Origin of the sequence: Romboutsia sp. CE17 (assembly GCF_012317385.1) — a bacterium.
Taxonomy (GTDB): Bacteria; Bacillota; Clostridia; order Peptostreptococcales; family Peptostreptococcaceae; genus Romboutsia_E.
The window spans coordinates 2,845,828-2,866,320 of the sequence record NZ_CP051144.1 but is presented as its reverse complement, the minus strand read 5'-3'; the positions used below and the strand labels follow the sequence as shown (position 1 = coordinate 2,866,320).

The following is a 20,493-nucleotide window of genomic DNA, read 5'->3' as shown; positions in this document are numbered from 1 at the left end:
TTTTAAAGTTAACCCTAATACAAAACCTATATCCCCTACTAAATTACAAATACATTTTTTCCTATAATAATTAGTCGATTCTTATGTCTTTGTTAAATCATTTAGTAAAATGAATTCTATTATTAATTTTTTTAACCAAATTTAATAAATATTTTAATATAAGCAGGAATTTATTTATTTTATAGTTTTAGGTATTATTTTTCTAAATTTTCGTATAACATATAAGATATAAAATTCAAAGGGGGAGAAATATTATGTTATCAAATAGACTATTAGACATCACTCCATCTGTCACAGTCGGAATAAGCTCAAAAGTTAGTGAATTAAAAAGCTCTGGTAAAGATATAATTAATTTGAGCATCGGAGAACCCGATTTTAATGTTCCTGAAAAAGCTAAATTATATGGAGTAGAATCTTTAAATAATAATGAAACTAAATATAACTTAGTTCCAGGTTTAAAGATTTTAAGAGAAGAAATATGTAAAAAACTTTTAGAAGAAAATAATTGCAAATATTCTATAGATGAAATCGTAGTTACAAGTGGTGCTAAACATGCCATTACAAATACATTATTAGCAATAACTAATCCTGGTGATGAAGTATTACTTCCGAAACCATATTGGGTTAGCTATTCTGAAATGACTAAAATAGTAAATACTGTTCCTGTAGCTATAGAAACTAGTAAAAATAATGATTTCAAACTAACAGGAGATTTATTAAAAAAATATATAACACCGAAGACCAAACTACTTATATTAAATAATCCTTCAAATCCTACAGGAGCTGTTTATACAAGAGATGAACTACTAGATATAGCCAATGTTTGCTTAGAAAATAATATATATATATTAGCTGATGAAATTTATGAAAAAATATGCTACATAGATAATTTTGTTTCTGTTGCATCTCTAAATGAAGATATTAAAAATATTACAATTACAATAAACGGATTTGCTAAATCAGCAGCTATGACAGGTGTTAGATTAGGTTATTCTGCTTCTAATAAAGAAATTGCAAAAGGAATTTGTGCTATTCAAGGTCATCTTGTTTCACATCCATCTCTAACATCTCAGTACATAGGATACGGAGCATTAAAATCTTGTAGTGAAGACATCAAAGAAATGGTAAAAACTTATAAACATCGAAGAAACTTATTAACTAAAAAGTTAGATTCTATTAATAATATAAGTTACATTTATCCTAATGGAGCCTTCTACGTATTTATAGATATATCTAAGATAAAAAATAAATTTAAATATGATAAAAGCTTATCCGTAGAGTTTTGTGAAGCTTTTTTAGATAAATTTAATGTGGCTATAGTACCTGGATTAGCCTTCGGAATAGATTACTACATTCGTATATCATATGCGTGTGAAGAAAATGATTTTTTAGAAGGCTTAAATAGACTTGATCTATTCTTATCACAAATAATGAATTCTTAATTAATCTTAATCAAAATAAAAAAGTAGATACTATCGATAGTATCTACTTTTTTATTTTGATTATCTAGCTTTAAGCCATATTACATTATTTAAATGTATATAATAAAAAAGATTACGTGGCTACGTCTTACTCTCCCAGGAGGTTGCCCCCCAAGTACCATCAGCGCTAAAGAGCTTAACTTCTGTGTTCGGAATGGGAACAGGTGTATCCTCTTTGCTATAGTAACCACATAATCTTTCGATTAACTTATTATTAAGTTATTTAGAGTTAATACTCTGAAAACTGCATATCATTTAGAATTTATCATTTAAATTGTGGTCAAGTCCTCGACCTATTAGTATCGATAAGCTAAATACATTACTGCACTTACACCTTCGACCTATCAACCAGGTAGTCTTCCTGGGGTCTTACCCTTACGGTGGGAAATCTTATCTTGAAGTCGGCTTCGCGCTTAGATGCTTTCAGCGCTTATCCATTCCGCACTTAGCTACCCAGCTATGCCCTTGGCAGAACAACTGGTACACCAGAGGTGCGTCCATCCCGGTCCTCTCGTACTAAGGACAGGTCTCCTCAAATTTCCTACGCCTGCGACGGATAGGGACCGAACTGTCTCACGACGTTCTGAACCCAGCTCGCGTACCACTTTAATGGGCGAACAGCCCAACCCTTGGGACCTACTACAGCCCCAGGATGTGATGAGCCGACATCGAGGTGCCAAACCTCCCCGTCGATGTGGACTCTTGGGGGAGATAAGCCTGTTATCCCCAGGGTAGCTTTTATCCGTTGAGCGATGGCCCTTCCATGCGGAACCACCGGATCACTAAGTCCGACTTTCGTCCTTGCTCGACCTGTATGTCTTGCAATCAAGCTCTCTTGTGCCTTTACACTCTACGTACGATTTCCGACCGTACTGAGAGAACCTTTGAGCGCCTCCGTTACTTTTTGGGAGGCGACCGCCCCAGTCAAACTGCCCACCTGACAGTGTCCCAAGACCAGATTCATGGCCTATGGTTAGAGTCCCAGTACTACAAGGGTGGTATCCCAAGGGTGACTCCACGCAAACTGGCGTTCACGCTTCATAGTCTCCCACCTATCCTGTACATGTAGTACCAAGACCCAATGTCAAGCTACAGTAAAGCTCCATGGGGTCTTTCCGTCCTGTCGCAGGTAACCGGCATCTTCACCGGTATTACAATTTCACCCAGTCTGTTGTTGAGACAGTGCCCAAATCGTTACGCCTTTCGTGCGGGTCGGAACTTACCCGACAAGGAATTTCGCTACCTTAGGACCGTTATAGTTACGGCCGCCGTTTACTGGGGCTTAAGTTCACTGCTTCGATTGCTCTAACAGATCCCCTTAACCTTCCAGCACCGGGCAGGCGTCAGCTCCTATACATCGTCTTGCGACTTAGCAGAAACCTGTGTTTTTGGTAAACAGTCGCTTGGGCCTATTCTCTGCGGCCTGCAAATGCAGGCACCCCTTCTCCCGAAGTTACGGGGTCATTTTGCCGAGTTCCTTAACAACAGTTCTCTGGCTGGCCTTAGGATACTCTCCTCACCCACCTGTGTCGGTTTGCGGTACAGGCACCTTTAACCTCGATAGAGACTTTTCTCGACAGTGTGAAATCAGCTACTTCGCTACTAAATTTCGCTCCGCATCACATCCTAGCATTATTCCTACGGATTTGCCTATAGGAACTGCCTCAATGCTTGCCCGTACATAACCAACAGTACGGTTAGCTTATCCTACTGTGTCATCCCATCTCTCAAACGGTTATTGGTGGTACAGGAATATCAACCTGTTGTCCATCACCTACGCCTTTCGGCCTCGGCTTAGGTCCTGACTAACCCAGGGCGGACGAACCTTCCCCTGGAAACCTTGGGTTTACGGCCTGTGGGATTCTCACCCACATCTCGCTACTCATGCCAACATTCTCACTCGTATACTGTCCACATGTCCTTACGGTCATGCTTCAACCTGCATACGAAGCTCCCCTACCCATCATAATGATGCCGTAGCTTCGGTAGTACGTTTTAGCCCCGGAAATTTTCGGCGCAGGATCACTCGACCAGTGAGCTATTACGCACTCTTTAAATGAGTGGCTGCTTCTAAGCCAACATCCTGGTTGTCTGTGCAATCCCACATCCTTTACCACTTAACGTACATTTAGGGACCTTAGCTGACGATCTGGGCTGTTGCCCTCTTGACTATGAATCTTATCACCCACAGTCTGACTCCCAAGTATAAGAATACGGCATTCGGAGTTTGATAGTCTTCGGTAAGTGCAATACCCCCTAGGACATTCAGTGCTCTACCTCCGCTTCTCTCAACCTTGAGGCTAGCCCTAAAGCTATTTCGGGGAGAACCAGCTATCTCCGGGCTCGATTGGAATTTCACCGCTATCCACAAGTCATCCCCGAGCTTTTCAACGCTCGTGGGTTCGGTCCTCCACGAAATTTTACTTTCGCTTCAACCTGCTCATGGATAGGTCGCCCGGTTTCGGGTCTACGCCAAGTAACTTAAATCGCCCATTTAAGACTCGCTTTCGCTACGGCTCCACACCTTAAGTGCTTAACCTTGCTACTTAACGTAACTCGTTGGCCCGTTCTACAAAAAGTACGCGGTCACACAAGAAATGTGCTCCCACAGCTTGTAAGTACAGGGTTTCAGGTTCTATTTCACTCCCCTCCCGGGGTTCTTTTCACCTTTCCCTCACGGTACTATGCGCTATCGGTCACTAGGTAGTATTTAGGCTTGGAGGATGGTCCCTCCTGCTTCCCACAGGGTTTCACGTGTCCCGTGGTACTCTGGATCATGTCTAAAGTCTTCTCGTTTCAGCTACAGGGCTATTACCTTTTATAGCGGAGCTTTCCAACTCTCTTCACTTACGATACCTCTTCGTTAATGACATGTCCGCAACCCCAACGAAGTAAACTTCATTGGTTTGGCCTGTTCCGCGTTCGCTCGCCGCTACTTACGGAATCGATTTTTCTTTCTCTTCCTCCAGGTACTTAGATGTTTCAGTTCCCCGGGTTCCCCTCGCTAAGCTATGTATTCACTTAACGATACTTAGACATTACTCTAAGTGAGTTTCCTCATTCGGAAATCTTCGGATCAAAGTTTACGTGCAACTCCCCGAAGCTTATCGCAGCTTATCACGTCCTTCATCGGCTCCTAGTGCCAAGGCATCCGCCCTGCACCCTTAATAACTTGACCAGTTATTAAAGTTGATTTTAAAGACTTCTCTGTCTATTTATAATTAAATGATGTCATATCACTAAATGTTATGCAGTTTTCAAAGTACTAATGGTGGAGATGAGGAGGATCGAACTCCTGACCCCTTGCGTGCAAGGCAAGTGCTCTCCCAGCTGAGCTACACCCCCATATTATTTTTTCAACAGGTTATATTATAATAACTTTGTCGATTCTTGTCAATATTTTTTTTAAGGATTTTTAAGAACCCTCAAAATTAAACAGTAGGCAATTCTCCTTAGAAAGGAGGTGATCCAGCCGCACCTTCCGATACGGCTACCTTGTTACGACTTCACCCCAGTTATTGGTTTCACCTTCGACGGCCGCTTCCAAAAGGTTAGCTAACCGGCTTCGGGCGCCCCCAACTCCCATGGTGTGACGGGCGGTGTGTACAAGACCCGGGAACGCATTCACCGCAGCATTCTGATCTGCGATTACTAGTAACTCCAGCTTCATGTAGGCGAGTTTCAGCCTACAATCCGAACTGAGAATGGCTTTAAGGGATTAGCTCCGCCTCACGACTTGGCTGCCCTCTGTACCACCCATTGTAGCACGTGTGTAGCCCTAAGCATAAGGGGCATGATGATTTGACGTCATCCCCACCTTCCTCCAGGTTATCCCTGGCAGTCCCTCTAGAGTGCCCAACTTAATGCTGGCAACTAAAGGCAAGGGTTGCGCTCGTTGCGGGACTTAACCCAACATCTCACGACACGAGCTGACGACAACCATGCACCACCTGTCACTTCTGTCCCCGAAGGGAAATCTCCGATTAGGGAGAGGTCAAAAGGATGTCAAGCTTAGGTAAGGTTCTTCGCGTTGCTTCGAATTAAACCACATGCTCCGCTACTTGTGCGGGTCCCCGTCAATTCCTTTGAGTTTCACTCTTGCGAGCGTACTTCCCAGGCGGAGTACTTAATGCGTTAGCTGCGCCACCGAAGGGGGTAACCTCCGACAGCTAGTACTCATCGTTTACGGCGTGGACTACCAGGGTATCTAATCCTGTTTGCTCCCCACGCTTTCGTGCCTCAGTGTCAGTTACAGTCCAGAGAGCCGCCTTCGCAACTGGTGTTCCTCCTAATATCTACGCATTTCACCGCTACACTAGGAATTCCACTCTCCTCTCCTGCACTCAAGTTTCCCAGTTTCAAAGGCTTACTACGGTTGAGCCGTAGCCTTTCACCTCTGACTTAAGAAACCACCTACGCACCCTTTACGCCCAGTAATTCCGGATAACGCTAGCCCCCTACGTATTACCGCGGCTGCTGGCACGTAGTTAGCCGGGGCTTCCTCCTCAAGTACCGTCATTATCTTCCTTGAGGACAGAGCTTTACGACCCGAAGGCCTTCATCGCTCACGCGGCGTTGCTGCATCAGGCTTTCGCCCATTGTGCAATATTCCCCACTGCTGCCTCCCGTAGGAGTTTGGACCGTGTCTCAGTTCCAATGTGGCCGATCACCCTCTCAGGTCGGCTACTGATCGTCGCCTTGGTAAGCCGTTACCTTACCAACTAGCTAATCAGACGCGGGTCCATCCTATACCGCCGGAGCTTTGATAAGAAATCCATGCGAATCTCTTATGTCATCTCGTATTAGCGTACCTTTCGGTACGTTATCCGTGTGTATAGGGCAGGTTACCCACGCGTTACTCACCCGTCCGCCGCTCACCCCGAAGGGTTCGCTCGACTTGCATGTGTTAGGCACGCCGCCAGCGTTCATCCTGAGCCAGGATCAAACTCTCAAATAAAAGTTGTCCATCGCTCAGCTAATCATTATCTGAATATCTGGCTTGGTTGTTTGTGTTTAATTCTTAAAATCATTCGCCAACGTCTATTCTCTAGGAGAATATCCCGTTGCTCAAATAAAGAATTTAGTTATATAAATTAACCTACTGTTTAATTTTCAAAGTTCTTAATTTGTGCTATTGTTGAGCACTCATTAATAATAACATTTATATTTATTATCGTCAACACTTTTTTTAAACTTTTTTATTATTTTTAAACTTCTTAGTAAATAATTAAATAATAGCTTATATCAGTATTTATTCCTGACATAAGCTATTATTTTCTTTTTACTCATTTTTATACCCATTTTCACCAAAATATTTTTGAATCCCTGCATATATAGCCCAAGCTATTTTTTCTTGATATTTTTCATCATTTAATAATTTAGCTTCTTTTTCATTTGATAGAAATCCACACTCAATCAATATAGATGGCATCTTACAGTTTTTTAATAAATATAAGTCACCTCTTGGTTTTATGACTCTATTATTACTTTCATCAACTACCCTTTTTAATTCATTTTGAACATATGATGCCAAGATCTTTCCATCTTCTTGACCTTCAGGATAAAAAGTTTGAGCTCCATAGTACTTAGATTGTTGAAATGAATTTAAGTGTATAGATATAAACATATCCGCATCTGATTCATCGACTATATTCTTTCGATTTCTTAAATTTTCATTATATTTCTGTCTAATTGTTTTATTTCCAGACTCTTCGTACAAACTACTGTCATCATCTCTAGTTAATATAACTAAACCACCACTAGACTCTATAAGCTCTTTTAACTTAAGAGTTATTGATAAGTTGATATTTTTCTCAAATATAGTCTTATCATTATTAGAAGCTCCAGAGTCTATACCTCCATGACCTGCATCCAAAACAATAGTTTTATTAGTTATAGGCATATAACCAATAGTTTCTTCAGATACTTCTCTTATTTTTAAGATACACCATATTGTTAATATTGTAGCTATCATCCCAAAAACTATGTATTTTATGTACTTTCTCACAATATCACCCTGTACATTTATATTAAAAAAGACTTTGGAATATTCCAAAGTCTTTTGTACAAGTATATGAATAAAATTATCTCTTTGAGAATTGTGGAGCTCTTCTTGCTGCCTTTAATCCATATTTCTTTCTTTCTTTCATTCTAGCATCTCTAGTTAAGAATCCTTCTTTCTTTAAAGCAGGTCTTAATTCAGCATCAGCTTTTAATAAAGCTCTAGATATACCATGTCTTATAGCACCAGCTTGTCCAGTGAATCCTCCACCTTCAACTTTTACTATTACATCGTATTTAGCTTCATTATTAGTTAATACTAATGGTTGCTTAACATCTCTTATTAATGTTTCATAGTTGAAGTATTCTTCAACATTTCTTCCATTTATTATTATGTTTCCTTCACCTGCTACTAATCTAACTCTAGCAACAGAGCTTTTTCTTCTTCCAGTTCCGTAGTATTGAACGTTTGCCATGATAACTCCTCCTTTCACCCGTTAATTATTATTTAAAGTTTAAAACTTCTGGATTTTGAGCTGCATGATCATGGTTTGGTCCTGCGAATACTCTTAATCTAGTCATCATTCTGCTTCTTAATTTGTTCTTTGGTAACATTCCGCTTACAGCGTGAGCTACAACTTCTTCTGGCTTCTTAGCCATCATTTCTTTGTATGATATTTCTTTTAAACCACCTACATAACCAGTGTGGTATCTGTACATTTTTTGATCTAATTTCTTTCCTGTTAAAACTACTTTATCAGCGTTAACAACAACAACAAAGTCTCCTCCGTCAACATGTGGTGTGAAAGTAACCTTGTGCTTTCCTCTTAATACAGTCGCTATTTCAGTTGCTAAACGACCTAATGTTTTTCCTTCAGCATCAACGATGTACCATTTTCTTTGTACATCAGCTGGCTTAGCTATATAACTTTTCATAGTTGTCCCTCCTTAACTTTTTTTCCTTTAAAATTTTACCGTTTATGTCAAGTCCGGGGCAAGTGGACTTATTAACACACTCCTACTAATTTTAATATATGCATAGATGTGTGTCAAGCTAATAATCAACTTTTTTAAGAAATAATCCATGTGCTGGAGCAGTGTGACCAGTTTTAGATCTACTCTTAGAATTAATTATTTCAGCTAAATTATCTTCTATTCTACCTCTACCTATATCTACTAATGTCCCTACTATTATTCTTACCATATTATATAAAAAACCATTACCTTCTACTTCTATAGTAATTAAATTTTCTTCTCTAGTTATTTCTACATCATATATAGTTCTAACTGTATCTACTACAGACGATCCTGAACTCATAAAACCTTTAAAGTCGTGTGTTCCTATTAATGATTTAGCTTCTTCGCACATTTTATTAAAATCAAGATCATATTTTACATGATAAGATGTGTCTTTATAAATAGGATTTCTATAAGGACTATTGTAAATTAAATATCTATACCTCTTACCTTTTGCGCTATATCTAGCATGGAACGAATCTTTAACTTCTTCACATTCTATTACAGCTATATCTTTAGGCAGTTTAGCATTTAATGCATTTGGTATTCTATCAGCAGGTATTTTAGAGTTTAATTTAAAGTTTGCTACTTGTCCTAAAGCATGAACTCCTGCATCAGTTCTCCCAGATCCAGTAATTTTTACTTCTTCATTTGTTATTTCATAAATAGCCTTTTCGATTGTTCCTTGTATACCTAAAGAATCAGGCTGCTTTTGCCATCCACAATAATTGGCTCCATTATACTGTATTTTTATCTTTAAATTTCTCATGCTCTACCTCTTTATATAAATCTAGTAACTATTATACTCCCTAAATATATAAATTGTAATACATAAGATATATAATCAGCCTTTGTTAAAATAGACTGCTTCATTTTAGTTCTATTATATCCACCTCTATAGCATCTTGCTTCCATAGCTGTACCAAGTTCATCTGCTCTTCTAAATGCACTTACGAATAAAGGTACTAATAAAGGCACTAAATTTTTCGCCCTATCAATCAAATTTTTGCTTTCAAAATCTGCACCTCTAGACATTTGAGCTTTCATAATTTTATCAGTTTCATCTAGTAATGTAGGTATAAACCTTAACGCTATAGTCATCATCATTGCTAATTCATGTACAGGTAATCCAACCTTATTAAAAGGGCTTAGAAGCCTTTCTATACCATCTGTAAGATCCATTGGTGAAGTTGTTAAGGTAAGCATAGAAGTCCCTAGTACAAGTAATGTAAGCCTTATAGCCATAAATATAGCTTGGCTTATACCCTCTTGAGTTACCTTTAAGAAACCAAATGACAATACAGGATTCTCTCCTGGCAAGAAAAATATATTTATAACAAATGTAAACAGTATAATCCATCTAAGAGGTTTTAGCCCCTTTAAAATATATCTAAACGGTATTTTAGATAACTTTATTATTCCTAATAAAGATATTATCACTAATGAGTATGGCCAAAATTTATTAATTATAAATAATGACACCATAAATATAAATGTAGCTACAAGCTTTACTCTTGAATCTAACTTATGTATAAGGGACTGTGTAGGGTAATGCTGACCAATAGTTATATCTTTTAACATTTTCCTCTTCCTCTCATAACTCTTATTATTTCATCTTTAGCTTCTTGTATAGTCAATATATCTTGACGAACATTAAAGCCTTTCTCTCTTAGTTTTATAGCTAATTCTATGGTTTGGGGTATATCTAACCCTATTTCCTTTAATCTTGTAGCATTATTATTAAATACTTCTCTAGGAGTTCCCATAAACTCAACTTTACCATGATTCATAACTATTATTGTATTCGCTAGCTTAGCCATATCATCCATACTATGAGATGACAATATTATAGTCATATTATGTTCCTTATGAAGAGTTCTTATAAGATCAAATATTTCATCCCTTCCCCCAGGGTCAAGACCAGCTGTTGGTTCATCTAAAATTAAAACTTCAGGATTCATAGCTATAACTCCAGCTATTGCAACCCTACGTTTTTGTCCTCCAGATAATTCAAACGGAGATTTATCTTTATACTCTTCATAATTTAATCCTACAGCTTCCATAGATGATTTTACACGTAATTCAATTTCTTCTTCACTCAAACCTAAATTACCAGGTCCAAACGCTATATCTTTTTCAACTGTTTCCTCAAAAAGCTGATATTCTGGATATTGAAATACTACCCCTACTCTTTTTCTAATTTCTGTTAAGTTTAATTCTGGATTAGTTATATTAAAATTATTTATATAAATCTCTCCAGATGAGGGCCTTAGAAGTCCATTTAAATGTTGAATAAGTGTAGATTTCCCAGATCCTGTATGACCTATAATACCAACAAAATCTCTATCTTCTATTTCAAAGCTAACATTATCTAATGCCTTACTCGAAAAAGGCATATCTTCGTTATATATATAAGTTAAATTTTTTACTATAATTGACATAATTGCATCACCATCTCATCTACTGTTAATATATCAGATTCAATCTTAAGACCTTCTTTATTTAATTCCTTAGATAACTCTGTCATATAAGGTACATCTAGACCTATTTTTTTTAACATATCTATTTTAGAGAAAACTTGTTTTGGTGTCCCCTCTAGTACCTTTTTCCCTTTTTCCATAACTATGACTCTATCTGCATCAACTGCTTCTTCCATAAAGTGAGTTATATGTATTACACTTATATTCTCTTCTTTATTTAGCCTTTTTATAGTACTCATAACCTCTTTTCTTCCAGAAGGATCTAACATCGCTGTTGCTTCATCAAAAATTACACACTTAGGTTTCATAGCTATTATTCCCGCAATAGCGACTCTTTGCTTTTGACCACCAGATAATAAGTGAGGTTGTCTATCTCTTAGATCATAGATACCAACACTTTTAAGAGATTCATCTACCCTTTTTCTTATTTCTTCAGGTTTTATACCTAAATTTTCTGGTCCAAAAGCTACATCTTCTTCTACTACAGTAGCCACAATTTGGTTATCAGGATTTTGAAATACCATTCCAGCTGTTTGTCTTATATCCCATAACTTATCTTCTTCTCTAGTATCCATACCATCTATAAGGATATTCCCTTTGGTTGGCATTAAAATAGCATTTAAATTTTTAGATAGAGTTGATTTTCCCGAACCATTATGTCCTATAATTGCAAGAAATTCACCTTCTTTTATGTTTAAACTTAAATCATCTATAGCTTTAAAGCTATCTTCTTCTGTTATATATTCGAATGAAATATTATTTACTTCTATTATATTATTCATCAAATCTACTCCTTTTTCATTAAGCAGTAATATAAAAAATCAAATTTAGTAGTATTATATCATAACCATAAAAAAAAAGATAATTCTTAATATACAAAATTCGCTTTATTAGTATAGCATATAATTTTCATATTTATTAAAAAAATGTATAAAAAAAGATTAAGCAAAAGCTTAATCTTTTTTTATACTATACTAATTCTATAAAAGCCATTTCAGCAGCGTCGCCTCTTCTTGGTCCTTTTTTGATTATTCTAGTGTATCCACCATTTCTCTCAGCATACTTTGGAGCTATATCAGTGAATAAGTTGTTAACTACAGTTTCATCCATAACGTAAGCTAAAACTTGTCTTCTAGCGTGAAGATCTCCTCTTTTAGCAAGAGTTATCATCTTTTCAGCCATTCTACGAGTTTCTTTTGCTCTTGTTACTGTAGTTTCTATTCTACCACATCTTAGTAAGTCAGTTACTAAGTTTCTTAACATAAGGTTTCTGTGTGAAGTCACACGTCCTAATTTACGGTAATTAGCCATGCCAATCCCTCCTTTGCTCACTATTCTTCGCTTGGTTTAAGACCTAATCCTAGTTCTTCTAACTTTTGGATAACTTCCTCAAGTGACTTTTTACCAAGGTTTCTAACCTTCATCATATCGTCCTCAGACTTATTAGCTAACTCTTCAACTGTATTTATTCCCGCTCTCTTTAAACAGTTGTAAGATCTAACTGATAAATCTAATTCTTCTATAGTCATTTCAAGAACTTTTTCTTTTTGGTCTTCTTCTTTTTCTACCATTATTTCAACATTGCTTACGTGCTCTGTTAAATCAATGAATAGATTTAAATGCTCAACTAGTACTTTAGCAGCTAAAGATATTCCTTCTTGAGGATTTATGCTACCGTTAGTTTGAACTTCAAGTACTAACTTGTCATAATCTGTTTTTTGACCTACTCTTGTATTTTCTACATGGTAGCTCACTTTTTCAACAGGAGTATATATTGAGTCTACAGGTAAAACACCTATAGGCATATTCTCTGTTTTATTTTCTTCAGCAGAAACATATCCTCTACCTTTATCTATAGATATTTCCATATTAAACTTCGCATTATCATCTAGCGTAGCTATTAATAAGTCTTTACTTAATATTTCAACATCAGGAGGACATATTATATCTGATCCTTTGATAGAGCATGGTCCTTGTGCTTCTATTTTAAGAGTTCTACTTCCTTCTCCATCAATAGTAGCTGAAAGCTCTTTTAAAGATAATATTATTTCAGTTACATCTTCTTTAACACCTGGTACTGTTGAGAATTCATGAAGAACTCCATCTATTTTTATAGAATTTACAGCAACCCCTGGTAAAGATGATAATAATACTCTTCTTAAAGCATTTCCTATAGTTATACCATAACCTCTTTCTAGAGGCTCTATAACGAATTTACCATATCTATAGTCTTCGCTAAGTTCTATTATATCTACTTTAGGTTTTTCTATTTCTATCATGGATAAAACCCTCCTTTAAATTTATTAATCCACTGAGGGTAAACAATTTTAAAAATTAATTTTAAAACTTGCTTATTACTTAGAGTAAAGCTCTACTATTAAGTGTTCAGCTATTTCAAGATCTATATCTTCTCTTGTTGGCATAGCAACAACTTTAGCAGTCATTCCTTCTAAGTTTGCATCTAACCACTTAGGAGCTACTTTTGATGCATTAGCTTCTACTAAAGCTTTGAATTTAGCAGAAGTTTTAGAGTTTTCTTTAACTGCTATAACATCGTCAGCTTTAACAGTTATAGAAGGTATATCTACCTTATTTCCATTTAAAGTGAAGTGACCGTGAGTTACTAATTGTCTAGCTTCTTTTCTAGAAGATGCTAATCCCATTCTGTAAACTACGTTGTCTAATCTTCTTTCTAATAAACTTAATAAGTTTTCCCCTGTTATACCAGGCATTTTATCTGCACGTTCATATAAGTTTCTGAATTGAGTTTCTAAAACTCCGTATATTCTCTTAACTTTTTGTTTCTCTCTTAATTGTAAACCATAGTTAGAAACTTTCTTTCTTCCTTGTCCATGTTGACCAGGAGCATAGTTTCTTTTTTCTATAGCACACTTATCTGTATGACATCTTTCGCCTTTAAGGAATAACTTCATTCCTTCTCTACGGCATTGTCTACAAGATGCACCTGTATATCTTGCCATGTCTTTACACCTCCTAAATTATTCTGTATAAAATTACACTCTTCTTCTTTTTGGTGGTCTACATCCGTTGTGTGGGATTGGAGTAACGTCTTTTATCATTGTTACTTCTAGTCCAGTAGCTTGTAATGCTCTTATAGCAGCTTCTCTACCTGAACCAGGACCTTTTACGAATACTTCAACAGTTTTTAAACCATGCTCCATTGCAGCTTTAGCAGCAGTTTCTGCAGCCATTTGAGATGCGAAAGGAGTAGATTTTCTTGATCCTTTGAATCCTAATTGTCCAGAAGATGCCCAAGATATAGCATTTCCGTGAACATCTGTTAAAGTTATTATAGTATTGTTAAAAGTAGATTGTATATGCGCATGTCCACGTTCAATGTTTTTACGCTCTCTTCTTCTAACACGTGTAGCTTTCTTTTTTGGTTTAGCCATTGTCATTTCCCTCCTATCTAATTATTATTCTTATTTTTTCTTCTTACGAGATACAGTTTTTCTAGGACCTTTTCTAGTTCTAGCATTAGTCTTAGTTCTTTGACCTCTTAAAGGAAGACCCTTAGCATGTCTTAAACCTCTATAACATTTTATATCTCTTAATCTCTTTATGTTTAAAGCGATTTCTCTTCTTAAGTCACCTTCAACTAAGAAATCAGCGTCTATTATTTTTCTTAATTCATTAACTTGATCATCTGATAAATCCTTTATTCTCGTGTCAGGATTTATATCAGCTTTAGCTAATATTTCATTAGCAGTAGCTTTTCCTATACCATATATATAAGTTAAGCCTATCTCTGCTCTTTTTTCTCTAGGTAAATCTACCCCAGCTATTCTTGCCATGATTCGCACCTCCTACACATGTTTTATTTAATTTTCTTTTTGACGCGCAAGCGCCCTATTGTTAACATCACAGTTTACTATTATACTATAAAAGTTAACAAATTACTAGTAATAATTTCTTATCCTTGCTTTTGCTTGTGCTTAGGATTTTCGCAGATAACCATTACTTTACCTTTTCTTTTTATAACCTTGCATTTTTCACACATTGGTTTTACTGATGGTCTTACTTTCATTATTAATCCCTCCTTAGACTACTAAATAAGATAGCCTACTTCTTACGCCAAGTGATTCTTCCTCTTGTAAGGTCATATGGAGAAAGTTCAACATTTACCTTATCACCTTCAAGAATTCTTATGAAGTTCATTCTTAGCTTTCCAGATAAATGGCATAATACTTCATGTCCATTTTCTAATCTTACTTTGAACATAGCATTAGGTAAGTTTTCAATAACTGTACCTTCTAATTCTATTACATCTTTTTTGGCCATTAAATAACCAGACCTCCATTCAACTAATCAAAAATTATTTTTTGATTTAGTAAGTTCAGCTCTTAAAAAAGCATCTGTTATTTTGTCAGACGCTATTTTATTTTTAACTTCTTCATTAAAAAATTTATATACTTTTAAGTGCTTAACTTTTTTTAGCTTAGGTCTGTCAAGTTTTCGTTTTTTACCATCAGATATTAAAACATACTGAGGATCTATTACTTTTACAACGAAAAATAATCTTCCAGTTTCTCTACCTGATAAACTTTTTACAACTTGACCTACTCTTATTTTTTCTGATAGCACTCTTTCATCACCTTCAAACTAAAGCTTAGTTAATATAAGTGGTTCATCTTCAGTAATTGCTATCGTATGCTCATAGTGAGCTGATTTTTTACCGTCTATAGTGACGATTGTCCATCCATCTGATAGAGTCTTTACATAATAACTACCTATGTTAATCATTGGCTCTATTGCAATTACCATTCCTTCTCTAAGTCTTGGACCTTTGCCTGGAGGACCATAGTTAGGAACTTGAGGATCTTCATGAAGTTCTGTGCCTACTCCATGACCTACTAGATCTCTAACAACTGAGAAACCATGTTTCTCTACGTGCGCTTGTATTGAGTGTGAGATATCCGAAAGTCTATATCCTAGTTTAGCAAATTTTATGCCTTCATAGAAGCTTTCTTTTGTTACTTCTATTAATTTCCTATCTTCTTCAGATATAATACCTACACCGTGCGTTTTAGCAGCGTCAGCATGATATCCTTTATAATAGGCTCCTATATCTATACTAATAATGTCACCTTCTTTTACTATCTGATCTCCTGGAATTCCATGTACAACTTGTTCATTTATAGATGCACATATACTTCCTGGAAATCCACCATAGCCTTTAAAAGATGGGATGGCATTATATTTTCTTATATTCTCTTCAGCTATTTTATCTAACTCTAAAGTAGATATTCCCGGAGTAATAGCTTCCTTTAATAGTTCATGAGTTTCAGCTACAATTTTGCCAGCCTCTCTCATAAGTTCTATTTCTTTTTTTGATTTAATAACAATCATTATTTTTCACTTCCTAGAGCAGTCACTATATCTGCAAATACTTCATCTATAGATTGTTGACCATTTATGTTTGATAATATACCTTCTTTAGCATAATAATCAGCTAATGGTTTAGTTTCATCTAGATATACTTGTATTCTCTTTGATACAGTTTCTTCATTATCATCCGCTCTTTGGTATAACTCCCCTTGGCATACATTGCATACGCCTTCTATTTTAGGAGGATTAAACTCAACATGATACGTAGCACCGCAAGATTTACAAATTCTTCTTCCAACTGCTCTTGAAACTAATATGTTCTTATCAACCTCTATATTTATAACGTTACTAAGAGCTATATTATTTTCTTTTAAAAACGCATCTAATTGTTCAGCTTGAGATACATTTCTTGGAAATCCATCTAACATAAATCCATTTTTACAGTCTTCTTGAGTTATTCTATCAGTTACTAAACCTACAGTTAACTCATCTGGAACTAATAATCCTTGATCCATGTATTCTTTAGCTTTCTTTCCAAGCTCTGTTCCTTCTTTTATATTCTTTCTGAATATATCTCCTGTTGATATATGAGGTATGTTATATTTTTCTACTATGCCTGCAGCCTGAGTACCTTTTCCAGCACCAGGAGGTCCAAGTAATATTATTCTCATATTATCATCTCCTTATTTTAAGAAACCTTGATAGTTTCTCATAACTAAGTTTGATTCTAATTGTCTCTTAAGTTCTAAAGCAACTCCAACAACTATTAATAACGATGTTCCAGCTAGGCTCATACTTACATTCATATAATGTGTTGCAAACGCTGGTATTAATGATATTATAGCCAGGAATATAGCTCCTGCTAGAGTTAATCTTGATAATATTCTATTTAAATAATCAATAGTTGGCTTACCTGGTCTTATACCTGGTATAAATCCTCCATTATTTTTCATGTTATTTGCTATGTCTTCTGTATTAAATGATACAGTTGTATAGAAATAAGCAAAGAATACTATTAATAGAACTTCAAGTGATCTATATATCCAAAATCCTATATCTCCATTTGGAGTTAAGTATGTTTGGACAAAGTTTTGAGCATCTGCTCCCATGAACATTGCTATAGTTTGTGGAAAAGCTAAAAGTGAACTAGCAAAAATTACTGGTATAACTCCTGATTGGTTAACTTTCATTGGTATATGAGAACTTTGTCCTCCATACATCTTTCTTCCAACAACTCTTTTAGCATACTGAACTGGTATTTTTCTAGTAGCTTCTTGTATATACGTAACAGCTGTTATTGTAAGAAGAATTACTACTGCTAACATAACTGCAGCCCATATAGCAAGACTACCATTTTGCACCATATTTATAGTACTTATAACATCTGATGGTACTCTCGAAACAATTCCAACAAATATTATTACTGAACTACCATTTCCTAAACCTTTTTCTGTTATCTTATCACCTATCCACATTAATAACATACTAGATGAAACTAATGTTAATATTATAGTTGATATAAAGAACACATTATCAGATTTAAGTGCTCCAAAGCTTTTAATAACACCTAGAGTGATACCTATTGCTTGTACAAAAGCTAGTGCTAATGCTGTATATTTTGTATACTTATTTATCTTTTTCTTACCCTCTTCACCTGATTTTTGGAGTTCATCCAGGCTCTCAAAACCAATAGTTAAAAGTTGTAAGATAATCGATGCAGTGATATATGGTCCTATCCCCAATGCAAATAGAGTAAAACTACTAAATGCACCCCCTGTGAACATATTATACAGGGAAAGTAGGCTATTTTTACCTACCATCTCCTTTATAATACTTGTGTCCACTCCAGGAACAGGTATAGTCGCACCTATCCTAAATACAGCAATCATCATTAAAGTATATAATATTTTTTTTCTTACGTCTTTAATTCTCCAAGCTTGTTTTAACTGTGATAGCACGTTAATTCACCCCGCCTGTAGTGGCCTGAAAATACAGTGTAGATTAAACTAACTCTGCTTTTCCACCAGCTTTTTCTATTTTTTCTTGAGCTGAAGCAGTAAATTTAGCAGCTTTAACAGTTACAGCTTTTTCTAAGTTTCCGTTTCCTAAAACTTTTATACCGTCTTTAGCTATTTTGCTTATAGCTCCAGTTGATTTTAAAACTTCAGCAGTTATTTCTGTTCCGTTTTCAAATCTGTTTAATAATTCAACATTAACTTCAGTGTATTCTTTTCTGAATGGATTTTTGAAACCTCTCTTAGGAAGTCTTCTAGCAAGTGGCATTTGTCCACCTTCGAATCCAACTCTTACTCCACCACCTGAACGAGACTTTTGTCCTTTTTGTCCACGTCCTGCAGTTTTACCTTGTCCAGTAGCAGTACCTCTACCTAATCTTTTCTTAGATCTTACTGCACCTTCAGCAGGTCTTAATTCATGTAGTTTCATTGTCAGCACCTCCTTTTATTACTAGTCAATAATTATTCAGCTATTTCAGTTACTTCAACTAAATGCTTAACTTTGTTTATCATACCTCTTGTTTGGGCATTATCTTCTTTAACAACTACTTGTTCTCTTTTTCTTAATCCTAACGCTTCTACGTTTTTTCTTTGGTTAGGAGTAGTTCCTATTGTACTTCTAACTAATTTTATTTGTAATTTAGCCATCTTACACTACCTCCTTACCCTAGAAGATCTTCAACTTTTTTACCTCTTAATTTAGCTATTTCTTCAGCTGTCTTAAGAGAGTTAAGTCCTTCTATTGTAGCATTTACCATATTTCTTGGGTTGTTAGATCCTAAAGATTTAGCTCTAACGTCTTTTAATCCAGCTAATTCAAGTACAGCTCTAGCAGGTCCCCCAGCTATAACTCCTGTACCTTCTTGAGCAGGCATTATTAATATTTTTCCAGCACCAAAGTGTCCGTTTACTTGATGAGGAATAGTTGTACCAACCATTGGTACTTCTATAAGATTCTTCTTAGCATCTTCTACTGCTTTTTTTATAGCATCTGGAACTTCCATAGCTTTTCCAGTACCTACACCAACGTGTCCGTTTTCGTCTCCTACAACAACTAAAGCTGCGAATCTAAAGTTTCTACCACCTTTAACAACTTTAGTAACACGTCTAACTTCAACAACTCTTTCTTGTAAATCAAGTTGTCTTGCATCTATCGGCTTACGACGTAGCATGTGATTTCCCTCCTTTATTTCTAATGTAATTAGAACTTAAGACCAGCTTCTCTAGCACCTTCAGCTAACTCTTGTATTCTTCCGTGATATAGGTATCCACCTCTGTCAAATACAACTTCAGTGATTCCTTTTTCTACAGCTTTTTTAGCCACTAATTGACCAACCATTTTAGCTGCAGCTTTGTTTCCTGTATGACTTACAGCTCCCTTTACTTCTGCTTCTAAAGAAGATGCAGAAACAAGAGTAACTCTGTTTGTATCATCTATTATTTGAGCATATATATTGTTTGAACTTCTAAATACACATAATCTTGGTCTTTGAGTAGTTCCGTTTACTTTTTTACGAACTCTCTTATGTCTTTGAAGTCTTTTTGCGTTTTTATCAGCTTTCTTTAACATGAGATCACTCCTTTCTTAACGTTTAGGTTTGGTATTATTTCTTACCAGTTTTACCTTCTTTACGTCTTACAACTTCACCAGCGTATCTTATACCTTTACCTTTGTATGGCTCTGGCTTTCTCCAGTCTCTTATTTTAGCAGCGTAGTTTCCTACTAATTGCTTATCTATACCTTTAACTATTAACTCAGTTTGGTTAGGAGCTTCAACAGTTATTCCTTCTGGATCTTCCATTTCTACTGGATGAGAGAATCCTAAGTTCATAACTAATTTCTTCCCTTGCTTTTGAGCTCTGTATCCAACACCAACTAATTCTAATTTCTTTTCGAATCCATTAGTAACACCAACTACCATATTATCTATTAACGTTCTAGTTAATCCGTGTAATGATCTATGTTGCTTGTTGTTAGTAGGTCTTTCAACAGTTATAGTATTTTCTTCTTGCTTTATAGTTAATGCCGCATCAAATTGCTTAGATAAAGTTCCTTTAGGTCCTTTAACTGTAACTAAGTTTCCTTCTGTTATAGTTACTTCAACACCAGCTGGCACAGTTATTGGCTTAACACCTATTCTTGACATAGTC

At 35.9% G+C, this 20,493-nt stretch carries 24 protein-coding genes, 1 tRNA gene and 3 rRNA genes; 1 reads left to right on the top strand and 27 read right to left on the bottom strand.

Annotated elements, in window-relative coordinates; genetic code table 11:
- Positions 1–254 precede the first annotated feature (254 nt).
- Positions 255–1,442: a pyridoxal phosphate-dependent aminotransferase gene (locus HF520_RS13955; RefSeq protein ID WP_168574499.1), complete on the top strand. Its 1,188-nt coding sequence runs from the start codon at positions 255–257 to the stop codon at positions 1,440–1,442.
- A 114-nt stretch (positions 1,443–1,556) separates the two neighbouring features.
- On the opposite strand, the gene rrf is transcribed toward HF520_RS13955, so the two are convergent.
- The 27 genes from rrf to rplF all read right to left on the bottom strand — a co-directional run bounded on the left by rrf (position 1,557) and on the right by rplF (position 20,489).
- A 5S ribosomal RNA gene (gene rrf / locus HF520_RS13950) occupies positions 1,557–1,673 on the bottom strand.
- An 84-nt stretch (positions 1,674–1,757) separates the two neighbouring features.
- Positions 1,758–4,659 (bottom strand): 23S ribosomal RNA (locus HF520_RS13945).
- Positions 4,660–4,750: 91 nt separating this feature from the next.
- Positions 4,751–4,826: transfer RNA gene (locus tag HF520_RS13940), tRNA-Ala, on the bottom strand.
- A 111-nt stretch (positions 4,827–4,937) separates the two neighbouring features.
- Positions 4,938–6,438 (bottom strand): 16S ribosomal RNA (locus tag HF520_RS13935).
- Together the 16S, 23S and 5S rRNA genes with 1 tRNA gene alongside form the textbook arrangement of a ribosomal RNA operon.
- A 324-nt stretch (positions 6,439–6,762) precedes the next feature.
- The gene (gene cwlD, locus HF520_RS13930) at positions 6,763–7,488 is read right to left on the bottom strand and encodes an N-acetylmuramoyl-L-alanine amidase CwlD (RefSeq protein WP_243155154.1); all 726 of its coding nucleotides are present in this window, start codon (positions 7,486–7,488) and stop codon (positions 6,763–6,765) included.
- A 76-nt stretch (positions 7,489–7,564) separates the two neighbouring features.
- Positions 7,565–7,957, bottom strand: coding sequence for a 30S ribosomal protein S9 (gene rpsI / locus HF520_RS13925; protein WP_168574498.1), 393 nt, complete (start codon positions 7,955–7,957; stop codon positions 7,565–7,567).
- A 28-nt stretch (positions 7,958–7,985) separates the two neighbouring features.
- Positions 7,986–8,417, bottom strand: coding sequence for a 50S ribosomal protein L13 (rplM, locus tag HF520_RS13920; RefSeq protein ID WP_168574497.1), 432 nt, complete (start codon positions 8,415–8,417; stop codon positions 7,986–7,988).
- 118 nt (positions 8,418–8,535) lie between these two features.
- Complete coding sequence (gene truA / locus HF520_RS13915; RefSeq protein ID WP_168574496.1) at positions 8,536–9,267, bottom strand: tRNA pseudouridine(38-40) synthase TruA; 732 nt, start codon at positions 9,265–9,267, stop codon at positions 8,536–8,538.
- A gap of 11 nt (positions 9,268–9,278) precedes the next feature.
- On the bottom strand, positions 9,279–10,079 hold the full coding sequence (locus tag HF520_RS13910; RefSeq protein WP_168574495.1) for an energy-coupling factor transporter transmembrane component T family protein: 801 nt from the start codon (positions 10,077–10,079) through the stop codon (positions 9,279–9,281).
- Complete coding sequence (locus HF520_RS13905; protein ID WP_168574494.1) at positions 10,073–10,939, bottom strand: energy-coupling factor transporter ATPase; 867 nt, start codon at positions 10,937–10,939, stop codon at positions 10,073–10,075. Before HF520_RS13905 ends, HF520_RS13910 begins: the two co-directional genes overlap by 7 nt.
- Positions 10,927–11,760 (bottom strand): energy-coupling factor transporter ATPase, encoded by an 834-nt coding sequence (locus HF520_RS13900; protein ID WP_207711008.1) that lies wholly within the window; start codon positions 11,758–11,760, stop codon positions 10,927–10,929. Before HF520_RS13900 ends, HF520_RS13905 begins: the two co-directional genes overlap by 13 nt.
- 187 nt (positions 11,761–11,947) lie before the next feature.
- Positions 11,948–12,289 (bottom strand): 50S ribosomal protein L17, encoded by a 342-nt coding sequence (rplQ, locus tag HF520_RS13895; protein WP_018590396.1) that lies wholly within the window; start codon positions 12,287–12,289, stop codon positions 11,948–11,950.
- A gap of 20 nt (positions 12,290–12,309) precedes the next feature.
- Positions 12,310–13,257 carry a DNA-directed RNA polymerase subunit alpha gene (locus HF520_RS13890; RefSeq protein WP_168574492.1) on the bottom strand — a complete coding sequence of 316 codons (948 nt, stop codon included), beginning with the start codon at positions 13,255–13,257 and terminating at the stop codon, positions 12,310–12,312.
- A gap of 75 nt (positions 13,258–13,332) precedes the next feature.
- Positions 13,333–13,959, bottom strand: coding sequence for a 30S ribosomal protein S4 (rpsD, locus tag HF520_RS13885; protein WP_168574491.1), 627 nt, complete (start codon positions 13,957–13,959; stop codon positions 13,333–13,335).
- 33 nt (positions 13,960–13,992) lie between these two features.
- On the bottom strand, positions 13,993–14,391 hold the full coding sequence (rpsK, locus tag HF520_RS13880; protein ID WP_122641157.1) for a 30S ribosomal protein S11: 399 nt from the start codon (positions 14,389–14,391) through the stop codon (positions 13,993–13,995).
- A gap of 30 nt (positions 14,392–14,421) precedes the next feature.
- Entirely contained in the window at positions 14,422–14,793 is a 372-nt protein-coding gene (rpsM, locus tag HF520_RS13875) for a 30S ribosomal protein S13 (protein ID WP_122641156.1), read from the bottom strand.
- Between the two features lie 119 nt (positions 14,794–14,912).
- Positions 14,913–15,026, bottom strand: coding sequence for a 50S ribosomal protein L36 (gene rpmJ / locus HF520_RS13870; protein WP_017753001.1), 114 nt, complete (start codon positions 15,024–15,026; stop codon positions 14,913–14,915).
- A gap of 35 nt (positions 15,027–15,061) precedes the next feature.
- On the bottom strand, positions 15,062–15,280 hold the full coding sequence (gene infA / locus HF520_RS13865; protein ID WP_122641155.1) for a translation initiation factor IF-1: 219 nt from the start codon (positions 15,278–15,280) through the stop codon (positions 15,062–15,064).
- 27 nt (positions 15,281–15,307) lie between these two features.
- On the bottom strand, positions 15,308–15,583 hold the full coding sequence (locus HF520_RS13860; RefSeq protein WP_168574490.1) for a KOW domain-containing RNA-binding protein: 276 nt from the start codon (positions 15,581–15,583) through the stop codon (positions 15,308–15,310).
- An 18-nt stretch (positions 15,584–15,601) separates the two neighbouring features.
- Positions 15,602–16,348 (bottom strand): type I methionyl aminopeptidase, encoded by a 747-nt coding sequence (map, locus tag HF520_RS13855; RefSeq protein WP_168574489.1) that lies wholly within the window; start codon positions 16,346–16,348, stop codon positions 15,602–15,604.
- Entirely contained in the window at positions 16,348–16,998 is a 651-nt protein-coding gene (locus HF520_RS13850; RefSeq protein ID WP_168574488.1) for an adenylate kinase, read from the bottom strand. The genes map and HF520_RS13850 overlap by 1 nt, the downstream gene beginning before the upstream one ends.
- 12 nt (positions 16,999–17,010) lie before the next feature.
- Positions 17,011–18,285 (bottom strand): preprotein translocase subunit SecY, encoded by a 1,275-nt coding sequence (gene secY / locus HF520_RS13845; protein ID WP_168574487.1) that lies wholly within the window; start codon positions 18,283–18,285, stop codon positions 17,011–17,013.
- Positions 18,286–18,328: 43 nt separating this feature from the next.
- Entirely contained in the window at positions 18,329–18,772 is a 444-nt protein-coding gene (gene rplO / locus HF520_RS13840; RefSeq protein ID WP_153973109.1) for a 50S ribosomal protein L15, read from the bottom strand.
- A 32-nt stretch (positions 18,773–18,804) separates the two neighbouring features.
- Complete coding sequence (rpmD, locus tag HF520_RS13835; RefSeq protein WP_095406309.1) at positions 18,805–18,990, bottom strand: 50S ribosomal protein L30; 186 nt, start codon at positions 18,988–18,990, stop codon at positions 18,805–18,807.
- A gap of 14 nt (positions 18,991–19,004) precedes the next feature.
- The gene (gene rpsE / locus HF520_RS13830; RefSeq protein WP_168574486.1) at positions 19,005–19,514 is read right to left on the bottom strand and encodes a 30S ribosomal protein S5; all 510 of its coding nucleotides are present in this window, start codon (positions 19,512–19,514) and stop codon (positions 19,005–19,007) included.
- A 29-nt stretch (positions 19,515–19,543) separates the two neighbouring features.
- Positions 19,544–19,912, bottom strand: a complete 369-nt coding sequence (gene rplR, locus HF520_RS13825) for a 50S ribosomal protein L18 (protein WP_168574485.1) — start codon at positions 19,910–19,912, stop codon at positions 19,544–19,546.
- A gap of 34 nt (positions 19,913–19,946) precedes the next feature.
- The gene (gene rplF / locus HF520_RS13820; RefSeq protein WP_168574484.1) at positions 19,947–20,489 is read right to left on the bottom strand and encodes a 50S ribosomal protein L6; all 543 of its coding nucleotides are present in this window, start codon (positions 20,487–20,489) and stop codon (positions 19,947–19,949) included.
- Positions 20,490–20,493: the final 4 nt, after the last annotated feature.

Coding starts and splice junctions, on each gene's coding strand:
- HF520_RS13955 (WP_168574499.1), top strand. CDS start 255: ATGTTATCAAATAGACTATTAGACATCACTCCATCTGTCACAGTCGGA.
- rpsI (WP_168574498.1), bottom strand. CDS start 7,957: ATGGCAAACGTTCAATACTACGGAACTGGAAGAAGAAAAAGCTCTGTT.
- rplM (WP_168574497.1), bottom strand. CDS start 8,417: ATGAAAAGTTATATAGCTAAGCCAGCTGATGTACAAAGAAAATGGTAC.
- truA (WP_168574496.1), bottom strand. CDS start 9,267: ATGAGAAATTTAAAGATAAAAATACAGTATAATGGAGCCAATTATTGT.
- HF520_RS13910 (WP_168574495.1), bottom strand. CDS start 10,079: ATGTTAAAAGATATAACTATTGGTCAGCATTACCCTACACAGTCCCTT.
- HF520_RS13905 (WP_168574494.1), bottom strand. CDS start 10,939: ATGTCAATTATAGTAAAAAATTTAACTTATATATATAACGAAGATATG.
- HF520_RS13900 (WP_207711008.1), bottom strand. CDS start 11,760: ATGAATAATATAATAGAAGTAAATAATATTTCATTCGAATATATAACA.
- rplQ (WP_018590396.1), bottom strand. CDS start 12,289: ATGGCTAATTACCGTAAATTAGGACGTGTGACTTCACACAGAAACCTT.
- HF520_RS13890 (WP_168574492.1), bottom strand. CDS start 13,257: ATGATAGAAATAGAAAAACCTAAAGTAGATATAATAGAACTTAGCGAA.
- rpsD (WP_168574491.1), bottom strand. CDS start 13,959: ATGGCAAGATATACAGGTGCATCTTGTAGACAATGCCGTAGAGAAGGA.
- rpsK (WP_122641157.1), bottom strand. CDS start 14,391: ATGGCTAAACCAAAAAAGAAAGCTACACGTGTTAGAAGAAGAGAGCGT.
- rpsM (WP_122641156.1), bottom strand. CDS start 14,793: ATGGCAAGAATAGCTGGGGTAGATTTACCTAGAGAAAAAAGAGCAGAG.
- rpmJ (WP_017753001.1), bottom strand. CDS start 15,026: ATGAAAGTAAGACCATCAGTAAAACCAATGTGTGAAAAATGCAAGGTT.
- infA (WP_122641155.1), bottom strand. CDS start 15,280: ATGGCCAAAAAAGATGTAATAGAATTAGAAGGTACAGTTATTGAAAAC.
- map (WP_168574489.1), bottom strand. CDS start 16,348: ATGATTGTTATTAAATCAAAAAAAGAAATAGAACTTATGAGAGAGGCT.
- HF520_RS13850 (WP_168574488.1), bottom strand. CDS start 16,998: ATGAGAATAATATTACTTGGACCTCCTGGTGCTGGAAAAGGTACTCAG.
- rplO (WP_153973109.1), bottom strand. CDS start 18,772: ATGAAACTACATGAATTAAGACCTGCTGAAGGTGCAGTAAGATCTAAG.
- rpmD (WP_095406309.1), bottom strand. CDS start 18,990: ATGGCTAAATTACAAATAAAATTAGTTAGAAGTACAATAGGAACTACT.
- rpsE (WP_168574486.1), bottom strand. CDS start 19,514: ATGCTACGTCGTAAGCCGATAGATGCAAGACAACTTGATTTACAAGAA.
- rplR (WP_168574485.1), bottom strand. CDS start 19,912: ATGTTAAAGAAAGCTGATAAAAACGCAAAAAGACTTCAAAGACATAAG.
- rplF (WP_168574484.1), bottom strand. CDS start 20,489: ATGTCAAGAATAGGTGTTAAGCCAATAACTGTGCCAGCTGGTGTTGAA.